Origin of the sequence: Anaerovibrio lipolyticus DSM 3074 (assembly GCF_900141865.1) — a bacterium.
Taxonomy (GTDB): Bacteria; Bacillota; Negativicutes; order Selenomonadales; family Selenomonadaceae; genus Anaerovibrio; species Anaerovibrio lipolyticus.
Map to the genome: position 1 here is coordinate 1 of NZ_FQYW01000019.1, position 18327 is coordinate 18327.

At 43.3% G+C, this 18327-nt stretch carries 16 protein-coding genes and 1 pseudogene; 4 read left to right on the forward strand and 13 right to left on the reverse strand.

Annotated features, from left to right (window positions below; genetic code table 11):
* Positions 1–200, reverse strand: a pseudogene (locus tag B6K08_RS10640) (hypothetical protein); the annotation flags it as partial.
* 789 nt (positions 201–989) lie between these two features.
* On the opposite strand from B6K08_RS10640, the gene B6K08_RS10645 reads away from it, so the two are divergent.
* Together B6K08_RS10645 and B6K08_RS10650 are read left to right on the forward strand one after the other, a co-directional pair.
* Positions 990–1202 (forward strand): Ada metal-binding domain-containing protein, encoded by a 213-nt coding sequence (locus tag B6K08_RS10645; protein WP_039209093.1) that lies wholly within the window; start codon positions 990–992, stop codon positions 1200–1202.
* Positions 1203–1445: 243 nt separating this feature from the next.
* On the forward strand, positions 1446–2327 hold the full coding sequence (locus B6K08_RS10650; RefSeq protein ID WP_039209095.1) for a zinc ribbon domain-containing protein: 882 nt from the start codon (positions 1446–1448) through the stop codon (positions 2325–2327).
* Between the two features lie 573 nt (positions 2328–2900).
* Here B6K08_RS10650 and B6K08_RS10655 read toward each other — a convergent pair.
* From B6K08_RS10655 to B6K08_RS10665, 3 genes are all read right to left on the reverse strand, one after another.
* On the reverse strand, positions 2901–3611 hold the full coding sequence (locus B6K08_RS10655) for a magnesium chelatase domain-containing protein (protein ID WP_052212616.1): 711 nt from the start codon (positions 3609–3611) through the stop codon (positions 2901–2903).
* 167 nt (positions 3612–3778) lie between these two features.
* Positions 3779–5047, reverse strand: a complete 1269-nt coding sequence (locus B6K08_RS10660) for a phosphatidylserine decarboxylase (protein WP_039212202.1) — start codon at positions 5045–5047, stop codon at positions 3779–3781.
* Positions 5048–5211: 164 nt separating this feature from the next.
* Complete coding sequence (locus tag B6K08_RS10665) at positions 5212–7188, reverse strand: methyl-accepting chemotaxis protein (protein WP_080326105.1); 1977 nt, start codon at positions 7186–7188, stop codon at positions 5212–5214.
* A 375-nt stretch (positions 7189–7563) separates the two neighbouring features.
* Here B6K08_RS10665 and B6K08_RS10670 point away from each other — a divergent pair, with 375 nt between their 5' ends.
* Together B6K08_RS10670 and ade are read left to right on the forward strand one after the other, a co-directional pair.
* On the forward strand, positions 7564–8631 hold the full coding sequence (locus B6K08_RS10670) for a hypothetical protein (protein WP_159446769.1): 1068 nt from the start codon (positions 7564–7566) through the stop codon (positions 8629–8631).
* 26 nt (positions 8632–8657) lie between these two features.
* Positions 8658–10391: an adenine deaminase gene (gene ade, locus B6K08_RS10675; RefSeq protein ID WP_080326106.1), complete on the forward strand. Its 1734-nt coding sequence runs from the start codon at positions 8658–8660 to the stop codon at positions 10389–10391.
* 49 nt (positions 10392–10440) lie between these two features.
* Here the strand turns inward: ade and B6K08_RS10680 are convergent, their stop codons facing one another.
* From B6K08_RS10680 to lon, 9 genes are all read right to left on the reverse strand, one after another.
* Complete coding sequence (locus tag B6K08_RS10680) at positions 10441–10917, reverse strand: metallophosphoesterase (RefSeq protein ID WP_039209105.1); 477 nt, start codon at positions 10915–10917, stop codon at positions 10441–10443.
* Positions 10914–11507, reverse strand: a complete 594-nt coding sequence (rdgB, locus tag B6K08_RS10685) for an RdgB/HAM1 family non-canonical purine NTP pyrophosphatase (protein WP_039209108.1) — start codon at positions 11505–11507, stop codon at positions 10914–10916. Before rdgB ends, B6K08_RS10680 begins: the two co-directional genes overlap by 4 nt.
* A 169-nt stretch (positions 11508–11676) precedes the next feature.
* On the reverse strand, positions 11677–12237 hold the full coding sequence (locus tag B6K08_RS10690; RefSeq protein ID WP_027396472.1) for a DJ-1/PfpI family protein: 561 nt from the start codon (positions 12235–12237) through the stop codon (positions 11677–11679).
* Positions 12238–12453: 216 nt separating this feature from the next.
* The gene (locus tag B6K08_RS10695) at positions 12454–12906 is read right to left on the reverse strand and encodes a hypothetical protein (RefSeq protein WP_080326107.1); all 453 of its coding nucleotides are present in this window, start codon (positions 12904–12906) and stop codon (positions 12454–12456) included.
* 76 nt (positions 12907–12982) lie between these two features.
* Entirely contained in the window at positions 12983–14176 is a 1194-nt protein-coding gene (locus B6K08_RS10700; protein ID WP_039209118.1) for a pyridoxal phosphate-dependent aminotransferase, read from the reverse strand.
* Between the two features lie 113 nt (positions 14177–14289).
* Positions 14290–14763, reverse strand: coding sequence for a siroheme decarboxylase subunit beta (gene ahbB / locus B6K08_RS10705; protein ID WP_037329705.1), 474 nt, complete (start codon positions 14761–14763; stop codon positions 14290–14292).
* A gap of 8 nt (positions 14764–14771) precedes the next feature.
* The gene (gene ahbA, locus B6K08_RS10710) at positions 14772–15227 is read right to left on the reverse strand and encodes a siroheme decarboxylase subunit alpha (RefSeq protein ID WP_039209121.1); all 456 of its coding nucleotides are present in this window, start codon (positions 15225–15227) and stop codon (positions 14772–14774) included.
* 121 nt (positions 15228–15348) lie between these two features.
* A complete protein-coding gene (gene yihA / locus B6K08_RS10715) occupies positions 15349–15990 on the reverse strand; it encodes a ribosome biogenesis GTP-binding protein YihA/YsxC (RefSeq protein WP_039209124.1) in 642 nt (213 codons plus the stop codon).
* A 7-nt stretch (positions 15991–15997) separates the two neighbouring features.
* Positions 15998–18310 (reverse strand): endopeptidase La, encoded by a 2313-nt coding sequence (gene lon, locus B6K08_RS10720; protein ID WP_080326108.1) that lies wholly within the window; start codon positions 18308–18310, stop codon positions 15998–16000.
* Positions 18311–18327: the final 17 nt, after the last annotated feature.

The following is an 18327-nucleotide window of genomic DNA, read 5'->3' on the forward strand; positions in this document are numbered from 1 at the left end:
TTTTCCATCAGCTCTGCCACAGCCGAATGAAACATGTCAAATCCCGCCATAGAATTGGAGAACGGGATAGGCTTTCTGGTGAATTCGATCCCCCTCCAGTTGAAAGCCCTGAAGTAGTGTTTTTCACTGCCGACATCGATGCCGACGATCATAGATGTTTCTTTTACTTGCTCGATCTTCTTGTTTTGTGTAGACTTCATTTTGTAGATACCTCTCTTTTCTGTTTATTACTAACTTCTCAGGGTCAGTAATGACAGTTTAGCTGAGGTATCTCTTTTTGTTAAGTTTGACTTATCTGTTGTCTACACTTTGAATTATACAGGAAGCTATTCACTGTAGCCGCCCAATCCTAAATTTCCCTAAAAATAACAACTCCCCCGAAAGCAGCAGTAATGCTATTTCCGGGGGATGAATTTTTATGCCTTCCGATAAGGTGGCTTTATTGGAAGTTTATTACTTTATATTCCACGAAAGGCTTTTCATTTAACGAAGAAAGTAATAACTTTTATTCAAACGAAATATATAAGTTCATATCTAAGCTAAGCCTATAAAATCTTTGTTATGGTATGGAGACGGTTGCCTTCTTCTGTATAAGTGCCTGGACAATGGAAGATTTCGCTAGCCTAAAAATTCAAATAATGTTTTAAACATCACTGAGTAATTCCCTATCATTCCTCGCTATGATACAATGCTATCTTCGGTAAAAAGTGTATAGTATGTTGAAATAGTGTTGTGATACAAGCTACTTGAATTCATTACATAATTTGAGTAGCTTTTTTTAATTTTAAATAATCAATATGTTAGTGAGTCTCCTATTATTTGAAAATCTGTTTATTAATATCTGATGGAAGCAGGAATTAATAATTATTAGCTAGAATATGTAACTAGGATATAGGATCCATTGATACGAAAAATATGGCGAAAACATTAGTAGCGAAAAGAAAGAGTCTGCCCGTCATAAATTGTTAAAATAACGAGGAGGTATCACAATGAAGAAACTCAGTATTGCAACACTAATAGCAGTATTAATTGCTATGGCTGCACCGGCTATGGCTGCAAATTATCTTGCTAATCCACGTTCAATGATTTTTCATTATGCAAGTTGTCGTACCATAAAAAAAACAAGTAATTTTATACCAATAGGTTCACGCCAAGAAGCTGTAGATGCTGGTTATCGTCCATGTAAGGTTTGTAATCCATAACATGAATTTACTTGGAGCTTGTGAGGCAGAGATTATATTATCAAAGGTGCTTTTAAGTTACCGTAAACACGATTAAGATAAAAAACAAGCCCCGGATTTTATAAAATCCAGAGCGTTTTTATTTCTATGGCTAACATAGAAAAAACTTTCACTTTATAGCAGGAAAAAAATTGCTTATCTAGAAATACACAAGTATAAGGTTATTGGTCGTTTTATATTTTATGATTAAAAGAGGTGGAAAAAATGTTTTGTCCAAAATGTGGAGCGAATTTACCTGATGGAACTAAGTTTTGTTCTAACTGTGGGGCAAATGTTGATACTCCAGTGCCAAATGCCCCTCAATCTGTACCATCAAATAATCAACCAATTTCTAATACTTACCAACAGAACACAAATAGTCCAAATGGTTGGAATAATGAACCCAATAAGCAAGAAGACTTGAAATTCTGGCAAAAAAGTTGGTTTATGTGGGTATGTTTAATATTTCTAACACCTATTGGGATTATTCTGTGCTATGTAAATAGGGAAAGACATTCAAAATGGAAAGTAATCTGCGGTGTATTTGCTGTACTTTTCCTCATTGGAGTGTTTATGCCAAAAGATAATCATTCAAAGCAAGCAACCAGTACTAATGTAACCCAAGAGCAAGAAGTTAATAAAAAAACTGATGTAAATAGTGCAGAAAAGAAGGCAGCTGAAGGAAAAAAACAAACAGCTGCTGATTATAAAATACTGTATAATCAAGTAATGGGGGCCTTGCAACCGGCGGACGATGCCATGCAAGCTAGAAAAGATGTTGCTGCTGCTGGCGATTTTGTAGGAATGATTAACAAAATGGCCGCTGAAAAAGATGCTATTGCTACGGCAAAAAACAATTTGAGTGCTATATCTGCGCCAGCCTCCTTCGATAGTGACGATAGAGACAAATTACAAAAAGGAAAAGAAAGTATAGGGAAAGCATTGGATCAGCGGGATGCGTTTATAATGTATATGGCGCGTTATATTCAGAATCAAAGTCAAACCGATTTTGAAATGGCCCAACAGTCCATTAAGTTATCTGATGCTGCTATGATGGCAGGCCTGGCCTGTATTGTTTCCATAGGTCAGAAATATAATGCAAATTAAACATTTAATAATAGCAAGCAACTCACATAATAGTTTCGTTTTTAGACACTAATATCCAAAAGTTGCCTCCTAGTCTGAAAAGGAATATATGGAGTGTAGCTAGCATCTGTTAAGGAGACTTATAAAGCGAATTGTAAGGAAACACCCCTTGGCTTAATTATTATAAGCCAAAGGGTGTTTCTTATTATTTTTCTATATATTTTTTAAGATTATCATATTGCTCCTGCAACAAGGCTATCTTTCTTTCAAGAGATGTAACGCGTTCGCCAAGAGTATCCTTTATAGGTTACAGTACGCTGAATAAATGGCTAAGGATAGAAAAGCTTAATCAGATACATGCAGATGATACTCTTAAAAAGAGCGACCATGAATCAATCGATAATCATAAAGAAGTTGTAAGACTACAACAAGAACTTCAGGAGGCGAGGAAGACACTGAATCTCATGCTGAAGTTTAACAATTTCCTCTAGGACTTGTCAGAAATCCTTTCAAAAAGTGTCTAATTCATTTTTATCGGCCATTTTATCTTCCTGTCGTCCAGAAGACCTTATTTTACTAAGCTTTTAGCATATTTTAAAAATTAGACAGTCTATGGGGGTGTGATAGCTTTCCCGCTCCGGGACTCCCCACAAGCAAAATGTTGTGTCCCCCTGCTGCAGCTATCTCAAAGGCACGTTTGGCTACAAACTGGCCCTGAACATCAGCAAAATCCTCCTCTACTTCCTCTTTTGCTTCCTGTTCATCCTCCGTAGGTATTGATTGTTCCCAGACCGCCTTCCCGTTTAGGTAATCAATTAACCCCTGCAGCGTTTCCACCCGATAAACTGCTAATCCATCCACCAGCAGGGCCTCATTCACATTCTCCCCAGCCACAAAAAAGCCTTTAAATCCCATTTCCTTTGTTTTTATGGCCATAGGCAAAATTCCAGCAACGCCTCTAACCTGGCCTTCAAGTGAAAGCTCCCCAGAAAACAAATTTCCTTCTATACTTTCCTGGGTTATTATGCCATAAGCAGCCATCATAGCCATGGCAATAGGCAAATCAAGGCCAGGACTATCCTTTCTTATGCCGGCTGGAGCCAGATTTATTGTCACTTTCTGTGGCATCACTTTTATACCAGAGTTTTTTACCGCAGTCCTTACCCGTTCCTTTACCTCCCGCACCATGGTATCTGGCAGCCCAATCATCTCCACTCCCGGAAGGCCATTGGCCACATCCACTTCAACATCTATTATCTGGCCATCCACCCCCAAAGTAGTAGCCCCACAACATTTTGCAAACACAATTACCACCTCTGCATAATATTATTAATTATATTACACTTTATCTAATAATATTATGCAATTTTATTTATTTTGTTTTCTTATTAATATTAAAAAGAAAAGACCCATGGGAAAGTTATGTAGTGTAGAGACCCCATAGGTCCTTTTCAGTATCATAAACAAACACTTCAATGCTTTGATGGAACGAGTGAAGCATAAGACTCACCCATCAGAACATGCTTATACCCATCCCCTGATTCTTTCTGTGGGCAGGTGAGGCTAACATCCACACAGGATTGGAATACCATAACAATATCGCTGCCACCAAAGAGAAAATACCCCATAGGATCCCCCTTCTTGACAACATCCCCCACAGCCAGATTTTCTTCCCAATTGCAGGAACAGATCTGAGACATTCCAATAGGCAAAACAGCCACAAGACCGTACTCATCTGTATCAATAACAACGCAATCACGGGTCTCAATCATTTGCCACCCTGGAATGTCATCAATCAAACGATAGCGGGACAGCTTTGGATCCCATTCGGTAACTCCGCCGGCAGCGTTAGTTCCCGGGATTTTGCGTAGCTCAACAATTTTTCCGCTAACAGGGAAATGATACCGATGATAGTCATTTACATCAAGGAAAGTATGGGTTAAGGTACCACCCTTAAATGCATCGCCATAAGCGGAGCCAGGTCCCAGCAATTGAGGGATAGATGTAAAGTTAGCGGACTTAATGGCAACCCCTTCTTTTTGTATAAGATTACCTGTTTCGTCTATCTGCCAAATCCCCTGCGGGGTGGAATCTGCCGGAGCAACCACCTGGCTATCCGCAATCGGACGAACAGATGGATCTACCAAATGGCGGGCAAACCAGTCGTTAAAGCTGTTCCATACATTATGATCTGCATACCAACCATACTGCATATTCATGGAAGGATCCTGCTTTATTCTCTGATAATAGCTGTCATTCCAGCTCTCCTTTGTGGAGAGGAATTTACCCCATTCCTGGGAATACTCCCGGCACCAGGTAGCTATAGGCTCATGGTACTGAAGGGAAGGATAGTAATATCCCTTGTTCTCCAGCTCCTCCAGTGGCTGATCCACTATAAACCAGAAATAATCAACGCTCTGATCTATATGGCTATATAGTGTAGGATAAGAGGCATCCGAAAGCACATTCCACGGCATACAGGTCACGGCCCAATCCAAAAATGTATATAATTCATCCACACTTTGAATCGGATTGGTGTTGTGGTCCGGATTAATTACACGGGCCTTTGCGATGGATTTTTCCATCAGCCTCATCAGCTCAGGATCATCATTCAGATATTTCATCATGGAGATAGTGGCCTGAGAATGAGGCAAACCTGATGGTGGAACTGCCGCCTGTGCCCCGATGCTGTAAAGCAGCAACACCATCCCCAACAACAACGTAACGACTTTTCTTTGCATAAAAAGAACCTCCTTCCTTTATCCGTAAATAAACATATCGACATAATCCAGTTTTTACTTCGACATATTATTTGAAAAATCCTTCTGCTTTAACTGCTTACACTCCCTCGACAAGCACAAAAAATCCGCACCCACTATGAATGGATGCGGATTGCATTTAAAAGTTAAATTTTAAACTTGCCGGTTTCCTGAGAAAGGTCAGTTGCCAGAGATGCCAATGCCTGGGAGGCAGAAGCAATTTCCTCGGAGGATGCTGACTGTTCCTCAGCAGCTGCAGAAATTGTCTGCGTATGGTCACTGGTAGTGCGACTTACATCATCAATATTATTAACAGCCTCTACTATACTTCTGGTTCCAGAAGCAACGGTAGCAGCTGACTTACTGATAGAGTGCATCTTCTGCTCAATGCTTGTCACCATTTCCATAATCTTGGTAAACTGAACGCCTACACCCTGCACAGCCTCAGCACCCTGCTGAACCTCAACAGAGCCCTGTTGCATAGCAGTAACAGCCGCTGTCGTATCATTCTGGACGGAACCTATACGCTCCTTTATTTCCTCCGCAGCTGCTGAAGACTGTTCAGCCAGCTTTCTTACTTCCTCGGCAACAACGGAGAAGCCACGTCCAGCATCGCCCGCACGGGCTGCTTCAATTGCCGCATTAAGAGCCAGCAGATTTGTCTGATCAGCAATGCTGGCAATGGTTTCAACTATCTGGCCTATCTGCTGGGAATTATCACCCAGCTTCTGGACAACGCCCTCCAGCTGTCGAACAGATTTCTCAATTCCCTGCATACGCTCAGTAGCATGCTTCATCAATGCCTCGCCCTGACGAGCTGCATTGGCTGTTTCTGCAGTATCTGCTGCAACCTCCTGGGCCTCAGCAGTCATGTTATCAATATCTACAGATACATTATCTACGTTATTTCTGGTGCCATCAACATTTACCAGCTGCTTTTCCATGCCCTCTGCTACCTCAGTAACTGTTTCTGCCACGTTGGTAGCCGCCTGGGCTGCCTGATGGGCACTGGCCGTCAATTCTTCACTGGAAGCAGCCAATAATTCAGCAGATTTCTTGACACCACCAATAAGCTTCTTTAAATTTTCATTCATGCGGTTCACATCACCGGAAAGCTGTCCCAGCTCATCCTCAGAATCCACATAAAGCGGACGCTGATCCAGTACACCGTTGGACATATCATTTACACGGTCAGCCAAACGCTCTACGACCCTGACAATACGAGTAGAGAATTTCAAGCAAGCAAATACTATCAATAAAATACCAACTATAGTAAGAATACCATAAACTATTTTCATAGTGCGAAGCTGACTAAATACGAAGCTGGTTGGAGCTGATACTACTGCCTTCCAGCCAGAAGTAGGAATAGTAGCATAAGCAACTACCTTCTCTTCGCCACCAGCGTCAGTTACAAAAAAGCCTTTATCATTATTTTTAATCTCGGTGGCAAAGGCCTTAAGAATCGGATTATCATCTGTTTTAGACAGGTTTTCTTCTTCATTGGCAGAGGCAATAATAATACCACTCTCAGGGTTTATCAACATGCCCTTGCCCTCGCCGCGGAATTTAATGGCCTTAGCCTGCTCAGCCAAGGTATCTATCTTAACATCTTCACTAAATACGCCACCGACAGCACCCTTACGATCATAAGGAACGGCAATAGTCACAACCATACTTCCACTACTGACGTCCTTGTATGGATCAGTATAAATAATGTGACCTGCCTTTTTTGCATCTACATACCATGGACGCTTAGTCCATTCTCCCTGTCCAGTTAAGTCCCCGTCATGCCATGCCATAGCAAATCCGTCATCCATTGCATGAATATCATCAAGGACTTCCTTATCATCGGCAATTTGCCCTACCAATTCATGACGCTTCATTATATCTGTACTATCAGCCGGAATCTGTTTAAACACATTAGCACCAGATATAACTACTTGCCCCTTGGCATTAAGCCAAGCGTCAGCCTGAGCTGACTGTCTTCCTATTTCAGCTATAATCTCTTCTTCCATAGTCTTTTCCAGTGAGGTAGATGCTGTAAAATAACCAATAATAGATACAACGGCCATTATTACACCTGCTATACCAGAAAGCATGAAAAACTTTTGTTTAATACCCATTTTCTTTATATCTTCCTTTCCTATTATTTTTTAACCTATCATCTTTATGATATCATTAACCTATATTTTATTCAATATTTCATCCAAAAATTTATTATTGCTATTATGTATCCCAAACACAGCAATTAATTATAAAAATTTTTTTGCTTAATTTTCTTGGCTTAGGTGTTTCGTCCCCGTTTTATACAAAAAGTACATTTTTATGCGATTTATACATCAAAATTGATATTGTTTGACGCAGAGCCATGTCAGGTAATATACTTATCCTTGATATTTTACTCAAATGAAGGAAAGTGTATCATAATGAATATAATTAGCACCCAAAAAATTCTTGTTACGTGCGCAATAATGGCCGCACTTATTTCTTTTTGCTGTGTGACAGCTCAGGTAGCTGCCAATGAATACAAGCATATCCCTACATCCAGAGAAGAACTTAACAATGCTGAAAGGGATTTAAAGGTTCTCAAAAAAAGATATCCTGACATGGAAGAAAGTGCCTTTATTACTGACAATATTCAGGCACCGCTTATAAAAAACAACCCCGACCTATTAAAAAAAGCCATCAAAAAGCATGACGATGGCCTAAGAAAAGTATATATAATAGATAAAAAACATCCTGAAAGCGTTGGCAAGGGGATTTTCACTATTTCAGCAGGAAATATAGCTCTTACCCAGGGCTTTATTAATGTGAAAATGGCACTGGAGCCTGGCACATATACTCCAAAATCATACAAGGATTATGATATTTATGCTACAAGCTGTCTGGCTGCCGAATATGCAAAAGAAGCCTCCCGCTGGTACTACAATGAAAAAGTACCACAGGATAATATACGAGCAGAAAAATTTGCTGTGAATCTGTTGGATAATGTACCCACCTTCAGTGTTGGTGGCGTTCTTATGTCCCGCCAGCGCATGCAGACAATAATGCAAGATGATTTCGCTGCAGAAGCCAGTGAAGCTTCTTTATATGACCTCTACAGCTTTATTTTAAATACCTCCCAAAACCGTGTGGGTTTTACAAATGATGATATCAACACCAATCAGCTGCTGGTGGCAGACAAAAATGGTGACTACTGGAGTGTTTTCGCTCCCCCACAATTTGATGTGACCAAGCTGGAATTTGAACGCGCATTAGAAGATAAAACCATCATGACCCGTGGTGAGGACAGGGCTTATTATACCGCTGGACAGATTGCCTGGGCCATCAAGAACAATGCTTGGGACTCCAGACATGTTACATTTATGGATGCCCACAAGTATTTCAAGGATTTACCTAAAAATATCAACTTTACAGCTGTTATTGCCACCACTGACAAGGGAAACTGGAAGCTGATTGACTGGTACCTTTCCGACAGCAGCTATCTTACAGAAAGTCAGCAGGAAAATCTGAATTTGTATGTTGATGGCATGAAAGCCAGCTTTGACGATACCGAAAACTGGTAAAATTTATATTATTGCAGGAGATAAACATGGATAAAAAGAGGCTTATGCAGGTAGGTGCCGGAAAAGTAAAGGCCCAGCTTGTACTAAAAAATGCTCATGTATTCGCTGGTTTTACCGGCAAGTTTATAAAAACTGATATTGCGGTGCAGGATGGGTATATTGCCGGCCTTGGCCAATATGTAGGAGAGAAGGAAATTGACCTTCAGGGGAGGTACATTACTCCCGGTTTTATTGATTCTCACGTTCATATTGAAAGCTCTATGCTGACTCCCTTTGGGTTTGCCCAAGCTGTAGTTCCCATGGGCACCACCACTGTAGTGGCTGATCCCCACGAAATTGCCAATGTGGGTGGAGAAACTGGTATTCAATATATGCTGGATGCTTCCGAAGATCTTCCTTTACAAATAAAATTCATGCTGCCATCCTGTGTCCCTGCCACTCCACTTGAGGATGCGGGAGCTGTTCTTAATGCCAAGGTATTAAGACCTTTCCTAAAAGATAGTCGCGTTCTGGGGTTAGGTGAGCTGATGGATGTTCCCGGTGTACTCAACGAGTCTAAAACTGTCTGGGATAAGCTGAATATGATTGGACCCCACCACTTTGTGGATGGCCACGCCCCTATGCTGAAGGGCAAGGAGCTTATGGGATATGCCGCTGCCGGTGTGGACTCAGACCATGAATGTGTAACTGTGGAGGAAGCGGAAGATCGTTTGGCTGCAGGTATGTATCTCATGATAAGGGAAGGCTCTGCCGCCCACAATTTGGAGGCACTGCTCCCTGTAATCAACGACCATAACAGCCGTTTTTGCTGCTTCTGTGCCGATGACCGTCACCCAGGTGACCTGATGAATGAAGGTGGCGTAAATGCTATGGTACGCGAAGCTATTAAGCTGGGACTCCCCGTATGGCAAGCCCTGCAAATGGCCACAGTAAATCCTGCGACCTATTTTGGTATTCGCGACACTGGTGTAATTGCTCCTGGCCGCAGAGCAGATTTGCTGATATTCCCAGATTTGGAGAACTGGCAGCCAGATGAGGTTTATACAGGTGGCAAATTGGTAGCCAAAGATGGCAAATGTATAAAGGAAATCTGGGATACCATTGAAATTCCTCCAGTGCCAACCCGTTTGAGTAAATCTGTAAATCTTCCTGAATTAAGTCTTGAACAATTTGCCCTGCCAATAAAGGGAAATATGGCCAACGTAATTGGTCTTATTCCTAAACAGCTGCTTACCCATCACCTTTGGCAAGAGTTGCCTGTAAAGGATGGAATGGCAACTGCTTCCCCGGATGAAGACATACTTAAGCTGGCCGTATTTGAACGCCATCATAACACCGGCAAACGGGGTATTGGACTGGTAAAGGGCTTCGGATTAAAAAAAGGAGCCATTGCCCAAACCATTGGACACGACAGCCATAACCTTATTGTAATCGGCACCAACGACGAGGATATGCTTATTGCCTCCAGGAGTCTGGAAAGCTGTGGCGGTGGTATTGCCATAGCAGTAGATGGTAAAGTTGAAGAAATACTCCCTCTGCCAGTTGGTGGCCTGATGACAGATAAATCCGCCACCGATGCTGCAAAGCAAGCGGAAAAAATGGAAAAGCTGGCATTCAGTCTGGGTGTGGACAGAGAATATGACCCGTTCCTTACCCTGGCCTTCCTTAGCCTTCCAGTAATTCCTGAGTTAAAGCTCACTGACCGGGGACTGGTAAAGGTGTTGGACGGTCGTATCATCGGCATTGACGAAAAAGTGTAATCATAGTCAAAAAATAAGGCAGTAAATATCACCTGTAGCACGGATTAAATCACAGGTGGAAATGCTCCACCTTTACCCTGTCCCCTTCTATATTCAGCACCATAAAGGACTGGGCCTTTCCGTCTCTGGGATGGGATACACTACCGGGATTTATCACCAAACAATCCTCACCATCATCTATCACCGCCACATGGGTATGACCATATACGGCAATATCTGCTCCCTTACTGACAGCCGCCTGGCGAAGCAGTGAAATATCCCGCTTTACCCCATAAATATGTCCATGGGTCAGAAAAATCTTATGGGAGCCAATCTCTACCAAGATCTCATCATCAGTTCCAGAGCTTGGCCAATCACAGTTTCCAGCCACATTAATAACCTTCTTATCCGTCACCATGGCCAGATATTCAGCATCTTCAATAAGATCTCCTGCATGAAGCCAGCAATCCACTTCCCCTGCCAGCTCTATAGCCCTGTCTACAGCCATGGTGTTGCCATGGCTGTCACTCATTACACCTACTCTCATTGCAAATACTCCTTTAACAGCACTGCCATTTTCCGCAAGGCCTCTCCACGATGACTGATGGCCTGCTTTTCCTCCAAAGTCAGCTCCGCCATGGACTTATCCCCCACATAAAAATATGGGTCATAACCAAAACCGCCATTTCCCTTTGCCTCTAACCTAATTTCACCACCACAGAAGCCCTGGGCCTGCAAAATATTTCCATCAGTATCGGCAAAGGTCAAAGCACACTGATAGTCTGCCGGAGAGCTGGTCAAGCCCAGCCTTTTCAGCTCTGCCACCAGCTTGGCATTATTGGAGGTATCATCAGCATTCTCACCGGAATAACGGGCAGAATAAACTCCAGGAGCTCCCCCTAAAGCATCAACCTCCAAACCAGAATCATCCGCCAGGCAGGCCATACCAGTCATTTTCTGATAATGTCTGGCCTTTTTCAAAGAATTTTCCTTAAAGGTATCCCCGTCTTCCACTGCATCTGGAATTTCACCATCTATCTCAGCCAAAGAAACCAGCTCCACTGGTAAATCTATAAAGGCATTCTGCATTTCTCTGACCTTTCCCTTATTTTTGGTGGCAATCACTATCTTTTTCATTGAACTATGAACCAACCTTCCCATTGTATTGTTTCTATATATCATTTACAAAGGTAATTTTACTACCTTTATGATTTCGAGGCAAACCATTAACCCCATAAGAAAAGGTCCGCCTGACTTTTGTCAAACGGACCAGAATTTACTGTACCAAACAAGTACCATCAGATATTTATCCCAATATCTTTAAGAACTCCTTGCAAATTGCTGTATTTCCAGGCCATGCAGGAGAAGTTACCAAATTGCCATCCACAACTGCTTTGTCTACATCAACATTTTGGAAATTTCCACCAGCCATGGTCACATCAGGGCCTACGGCAGGATAAGCTGTCAAGGTGCGCCCCTTCACCACATCAGCGGCAGTGAGTACCTGAATCCCATGGCAAATAGCTGCCACTGGTTTATTGTTATTCATAAAATACTTGGTAATACTGATTACCTTTGGGTCCAAACGGATATATTCCGGTGCCCGTCCGCCAGTCAGATACAGACCATCATAATCCTCAGCGGAGACGTCATCAAAGGTGGCGTTCAGAATAAACAGATGACCTGGCTTCTCAGAATAGGTCTGATCGCCTTCAAAGTCATGAATAGCTGTTTTGATAGCTTCACCACTCTTTTTGCCTGGACAAACCACATCAACCTGAACCCCTGCTACACCTAGCGCCTGAAACGGAACCATTACCTCATAATCCTCGGCAAAATCCCCAGCCAGCATAAGCACTTTCTTCATTTCCGGACTACCTCTCTTTCTCTACCCAAAATAGGTGCAGGAAAGCTTTACATCCACATAAATCTCCCCTGCACTGGCATGAAGGTGAACCGACTCTTTTTACACTTCACCCTTCATCATCTTTTATTCTATGTCATAGCTATAAATCCTGCATTTATTTTTGTATTTTTTTAAAAAACATAATGGCTAACGTATTTTTACGTTAGCCATTAATTTTTACAACATATTAAACAGGTCTTCCGCCAAGCTATACTTTGGCTTCATTACCATATTCTGCTGAGCTGTAAGAGACCTGCCATCCTCCGACTTGGGAACCGGAGAATTTGGATCCGGCACCAGCTCCAAATGAGGTGGTTTCCTATAACGATCCTTAATCTTACCGCCTACATATTGGGTAATCATGATACTGCCATCAGGCATGTAGCGGCGGACCACTTCGGTAACCATACCTTCAGCCTTTACTGTATTGATTGCTTCCCTTTGGGCCCTCATTTCCTCAAGAGTATCCTGAATGGAACCAATCTTTTCGCATAAAATTGATTGGAATTCCTCCGGGGTGCTGGCTGTCTTTTTCGACACTTCCGACACAGCCTTAACCCCCTCCACATTAGTGGTGTTACTGGTTCTTAACGACATGAGCTCACCTTCCTTTTGCATATTATGCAACATCCGGTGCCTTCCTTAGCTTACTTAAATCCTATACCAGCTTATCGTCATTAAAAGTCAAAAACATAAATCCATGACATTACTTGCCATATTCTGCTGCCAGTTTTTTAAAGGCAGGGATAGATTTTTCGATTGTTTCCTGCTTTATACAATATGCAGCCCGGAAATAGCCCGGACAACCGAAATCAGAGCCAGGAACCAATAACAAATCGTATTTCTTGGCCCGCTCGCAGAAGGCATAATCATCATCCTCCAAAGCCTTTGGGAAAAGATAGAACGCCCCCTGAGGCTTCTGACAGGTGAAGCCCGCCTCAACGAGTCCATTATAGAGAAGATTTCCGTTCCTCTCATAAGCGGCAATGTTTGATGGCTCATCCACACAACGGGCCACCACCCGCTGAAACAGTGATGAGGCATTTACATGGGTAAGAACTCTGGCAGCTCCAGCTATGCCGCCGTAAACCCTTTCAAAATCCGCCACCTCATCAGGCACCACTATATAGCCAATACGCTCTCCTGGCAAGGACAGGGACTTACTCCAGGAGTAGCATACCAAAGTATTCTTATAGTATTTTGGAATATATGGCACCGTAATACCGCCATAAACCAGCTCACGATATGGCTCATCGGAGATTATAAATATAGGGTGACCAAATTCCTTTTCCTTCTCGCTGAGAATCTCAGCCAGCTTCTTTATTGTATCCTCAGAATATACCACACCGCTTGGGTTATTCGGAGAGTTCACTATCACAGCCTTGGTATCAGGGGTAAGCATCTCCTTAAATTTGTCAAACTGAATCTGGAAATCCGCAGTATTAGCAGGCACCACCTTCAGCTCAGAGCCCATTGCCTCCACAAAGCATTTGTACTCAGGAAAATATGGGGCAAAGGTGATAAATTCATTATGTACATCATCCTCAGTCAGTGCCTTAAAGCAAATTGTGATAGCCGCAGCTGCACCGGCAGTCATAAAGAGATTCTTTCCGGTAAAGCTGGTACCAAAACGACGATTTATGCTTCTGGCGATTGTTTCTCTTACCTGTGGATCGCCTGGAGCCACGGTATAGCCGTGGAGAGCCACAGAATCCACCTCGTTAAGAATATCTATAATGGCTTCCTTCACCTTTTCCGGAGCAGGAACATTCGGATTGCCAATGGAAAAATCGAAGACATTTTCCTCACCGACCTCTGCCGCCCGCTTACGGCCAAATTCAAAAATCGTTCTGATAGTGGACTTCTTTGTGCCCAATACATAGCTCTTTTCTGAAATCATTCCAATCCCCCATTTCATATATAAAAATCATTTAAATAAGCACAATTACTTTACAATTATACAATAAAAATAGGTGTAAGGCCAGTTTTGTGTACTGACTTTACACCTTTTGTTTACTCCATAAAGTATTGCATACTGGTTTTCTTCCATTCCCGCTCCGTAAACTGAAGCTCATACTGATCTATGCCTGTCTCCTTGGACAGCTCTCTGGCAAACTCAATGCAGCTTTCCTTGCTGTCCATGTGAATCATGGTATAGAAGTTATATGGCCAGTCCGGTGCGGTATTACGGTCATAGCAATGGGTAACCTCACTATGGGCACACATTTTGGCCGCAACCTCATCCATTTTTTCAGGAGGTACAACCCACACCACCAGGGCGTTGGCTTTAAACCCCACCTCCACATGGCGGAGCACAGCCCCCATTTTTCTAAGGATTCCCTCTTTTTTCATATCCTCCAAGCGCTGCAACAGCTCCTCCTGAGAAATACCAATATCCTCAGCTATTACTTTATAAGGCTCCGAGCATATAGGAAAATCACTCTGCAAAGCCCGTATTATTTTCTTGTCCGTTTCCGTAAAATTCATAACCGGCCTCACTTTAATTTAAACTGCACATTTATCTTGTATTTCTTTTGGGAATACAGGTCCAAAAGTGATATAACCCCTGGCAATGACCTAATCTCCGACAAGATTTGTTTTCTTCGGTCATCGCTGTTGGTAATGACAGTAAACCACAGTCCATAGCCGCAGCTTCGTTGATAATTATGGGTTATCTCAGGATATTCATTTATTTTGGCTGCCACATCTGCCACATGATCTGGTTCAATTTTGACCGCCACCAGGGTACCGCTGTAGCCCAGTTTATCGGAATTGAAGAAGGCTCCCACCTTACGGATAAAACCATCTTTTTTCAGCTCCTGCAGTCTGGAAATCACTCTATCCTCAGATACCCCCAGCTGCTTTGCCATGGCCTCATAGGGCTTTGGTACAAACTGCACGCCGCCCTGCAATATATTCAGAAGCTCTTTATCAAATGCTGTTAGCTCCATATTCTCTCCTTATACGCCCAAAAACTAAAAAGCTCCTTTGCCCTCAAGCAAAGGAGCCTCTATTATTCTATCAAATACTATGTTTAACAGTCAAGAAAATGTGAAGCCTATTCACTTTTTCTTACTCATTTACCTCATCATTTTCCAATAGGCAGTCCGCAATAACATTCAACAGCTCTTCACGGCCCACATTCTTTACAGATGAATAAGGAAGCACATCCAGCTCAGGCACCCCCAATGAACGCTTAATCTGGGAAATGTTTTTCGCCACAGCATTTTTACTGAGCTTATCCACCTTGGTGGCAATCACCAAAACCGGCAAATTGTGCTCCACCAACCAATGAAACATTTCCACATCAGAAGCCATAGGCTCATGGCGGCTATCAATAAGCTGACATACAAACTGCAAATCCTCAGAGCCCAACAAATACTCATTAATGAACCTGCTCCATATTTTACGGCGCTGGGCACCGGTTTTTGCATAGCCATATCCAGGCAAATCCACCAGATAAAAATCCTTCCGCCCTGGGTCATCATCAATCTTGGCACCAATTTCATAGAAATTTATGGTCTGGGTTTTGCCCGGCTGACTGGAAACCCTGGCCAGCTGATTAACTCTGGTGAGGGAATTTATCAGTGAAGACTTGCCCACATTTGAGCGTCCAATAAACACGATTTCCTTGCGGTGAATCTCCGGATACTGCTCCGGCTTAACTGCTGAGGCCAGATATTTGCCTTGGGTAATAATAACCTTTTCCGCCATAGCTACCTCACTTCAAAAGGGCATTTTCCAGTACCTTGTCCACATGATCAACTGGTATAAACTCCAGCTTCTCACGGACATTCTCAGGGATTTCCTCAATATCACGGCGATTATCCTCAGGAAGGATAATGGTCTTTATACCCTCGCGATATGCAGCCAGCACCTTTTCCTTCAAGCCGCCAATAGCCAATACGCGACCACGGATAGTAATCTCACCTGTCATGGCCACATCACTGCGCACCTTTCTGCCGGTAAGAGCAGAAACCATAGCTGTAGCCATGGTAATACCAGCAGATGGGCCATCCTTTGGCACAGCTCCCTCAGGGAAATGGATATGTATGTCATTCTCCTCATAGAACTTAGGAGACAGCTTCAGCTTCTTCTGACGGCTGCGGATGTATGACAGGGCTGCCTGGGCAGATTCCTTCATTACGTCTCCCAGCTTACCAGTCAAAATAAGGTGACCCTTGCCAGGGAATACATTAACCTCTGTAGGAAGAATATCTCCCCCTACCTGGGTCCAGGCCATACCGATGCAAAGACCAATTTCCGGCTTATGCTTTTCCTTGGTGTGGTGATATTTAATCTTACCTAAAATATCCACCAAATTCTTGGTGGTCACCTTTACGGAGTCAACTTCACCCTCCACCAGCTTCTTGGCCACCTTACGACAAAGCTGGCCAATAACTCTTTCCAGCTCACGGACTCCGGCCTCACGGGTATAATCCGTTATAAGACGCTGAATCACTCCAGCACCAATACGCAAATTCTTGGAGGTAAGTCCGTTGGCCACATGCTGTCTAGGCACCAGATAGCGTTTAGCTATCTCCAGCTTCTCCTGCTCGGTGTAGGAGGAAAGGGTAATAATTTCTATGCGGTCACGAAGAGGACCAGGAATTTCAGCAAGATTATTGGCAGTGACAATCCACAGAACCTGAGACAAATCAAATGGCAGCTCCACATAGTGATCGCTGAATGTATTGTTCTGGGCAGGATCCAGAACCTCCAGCAAAGCTGAAGTCGGATCACCCTTGTAATCAGCCGCCATCTTGTCGACCTCATCCAAAAGGAATACCGGATTTTTGGTGCCGCTCTTTTTCAGGGCAGCCAAAATACGTCCCGGCATAGCCCCCACATAAGTACGACGATGTCCTCTGATTTCAGCCTCATCTCGAACGCCACCCAAAGATGCTCTTACAAATTTTCTGCCAAGCGCCCGGGCAACAGAGCTGGCCAGGGATGTTTTGCCAACACCTGGAGGACCCACAAGACACATAATAGGCGCATTCTGCCCGGAGGTAAGCTGTCGTACAGCCAAATACTCCAGAACACGCTCCTTTACCTTCTCCAGTCCATAGTGGTCCTTATCCAGAACCTCTGCGGCCTTTTTGATATCCTTATTATCCTCAGTGGTTTTGTTCCACGGCATGTCCAGCAATGTCTCAATGTAAGTGGTAATAACACTGGCCTCCTGGGACATATTTCCGGCACGCTCCAGACGGGTAATTTCCTTATTTACAGTCTTTACCACGTCCTCTGGATACTTCTCAGCACGCATACGCTTGCGGTAGCCTTCAATATCCCCCTGAACGCCGTCCTTGTCCCCCAGCTCATTATGGATAGCCTTAACCTTCTCACGAAGATAATATTCCTTCTGAACCTTTTCAATCTGCTTGCGGACACGGCCACTAACCTTCTTCTCAATATCCAAAATTTCCCGCTCACGCTTCAGCACACCATAAAGACGCTCTAAACGGGTCTTTATATCAATGCACTCCAAGAGCTCCTGACGCTCCTCCAGCTTCAGATTCAAATGACCTGCTATCATATCTGCCAGACGGCCAGCATCAGAAATAATGGAAACGGAAACTATGGCATCAGCGGGAATCTTACGGGATGTCTTTACCCACTGCTCAAATTCATGAACAACTACACGAACCAAAGCCTCCATTTCAAGGCTCTGCTCAGTAACATCCTCATATTCGTGGACATCCACATCAATGAATTCACCATCATCGTAGCAATTCACTATTTGGGCGCGATAGAGGCCTTCCACCAGTACCCTTACAGTACCACCTGGCATCTTCACCAAATGCTTTATTTCAGCCACAGTACCCACAGAGTACAAATCTTCAAAGCCAGGCTTTTCAATATCTGCATCCTTTTGAGCTGTCAGCATTATAACCTTATCATCAAGCATGGCCTGCTCCAGGGCAGCCACAGACTGCTCGCGGCCTGCGTCCAGATGAACCATCATATATGGAAATACCATCATGCCTCTAAGTGGCAGCAATGGTAATCTTCTCAATTCATTTTTCAAATAAAACACCTCCTGGT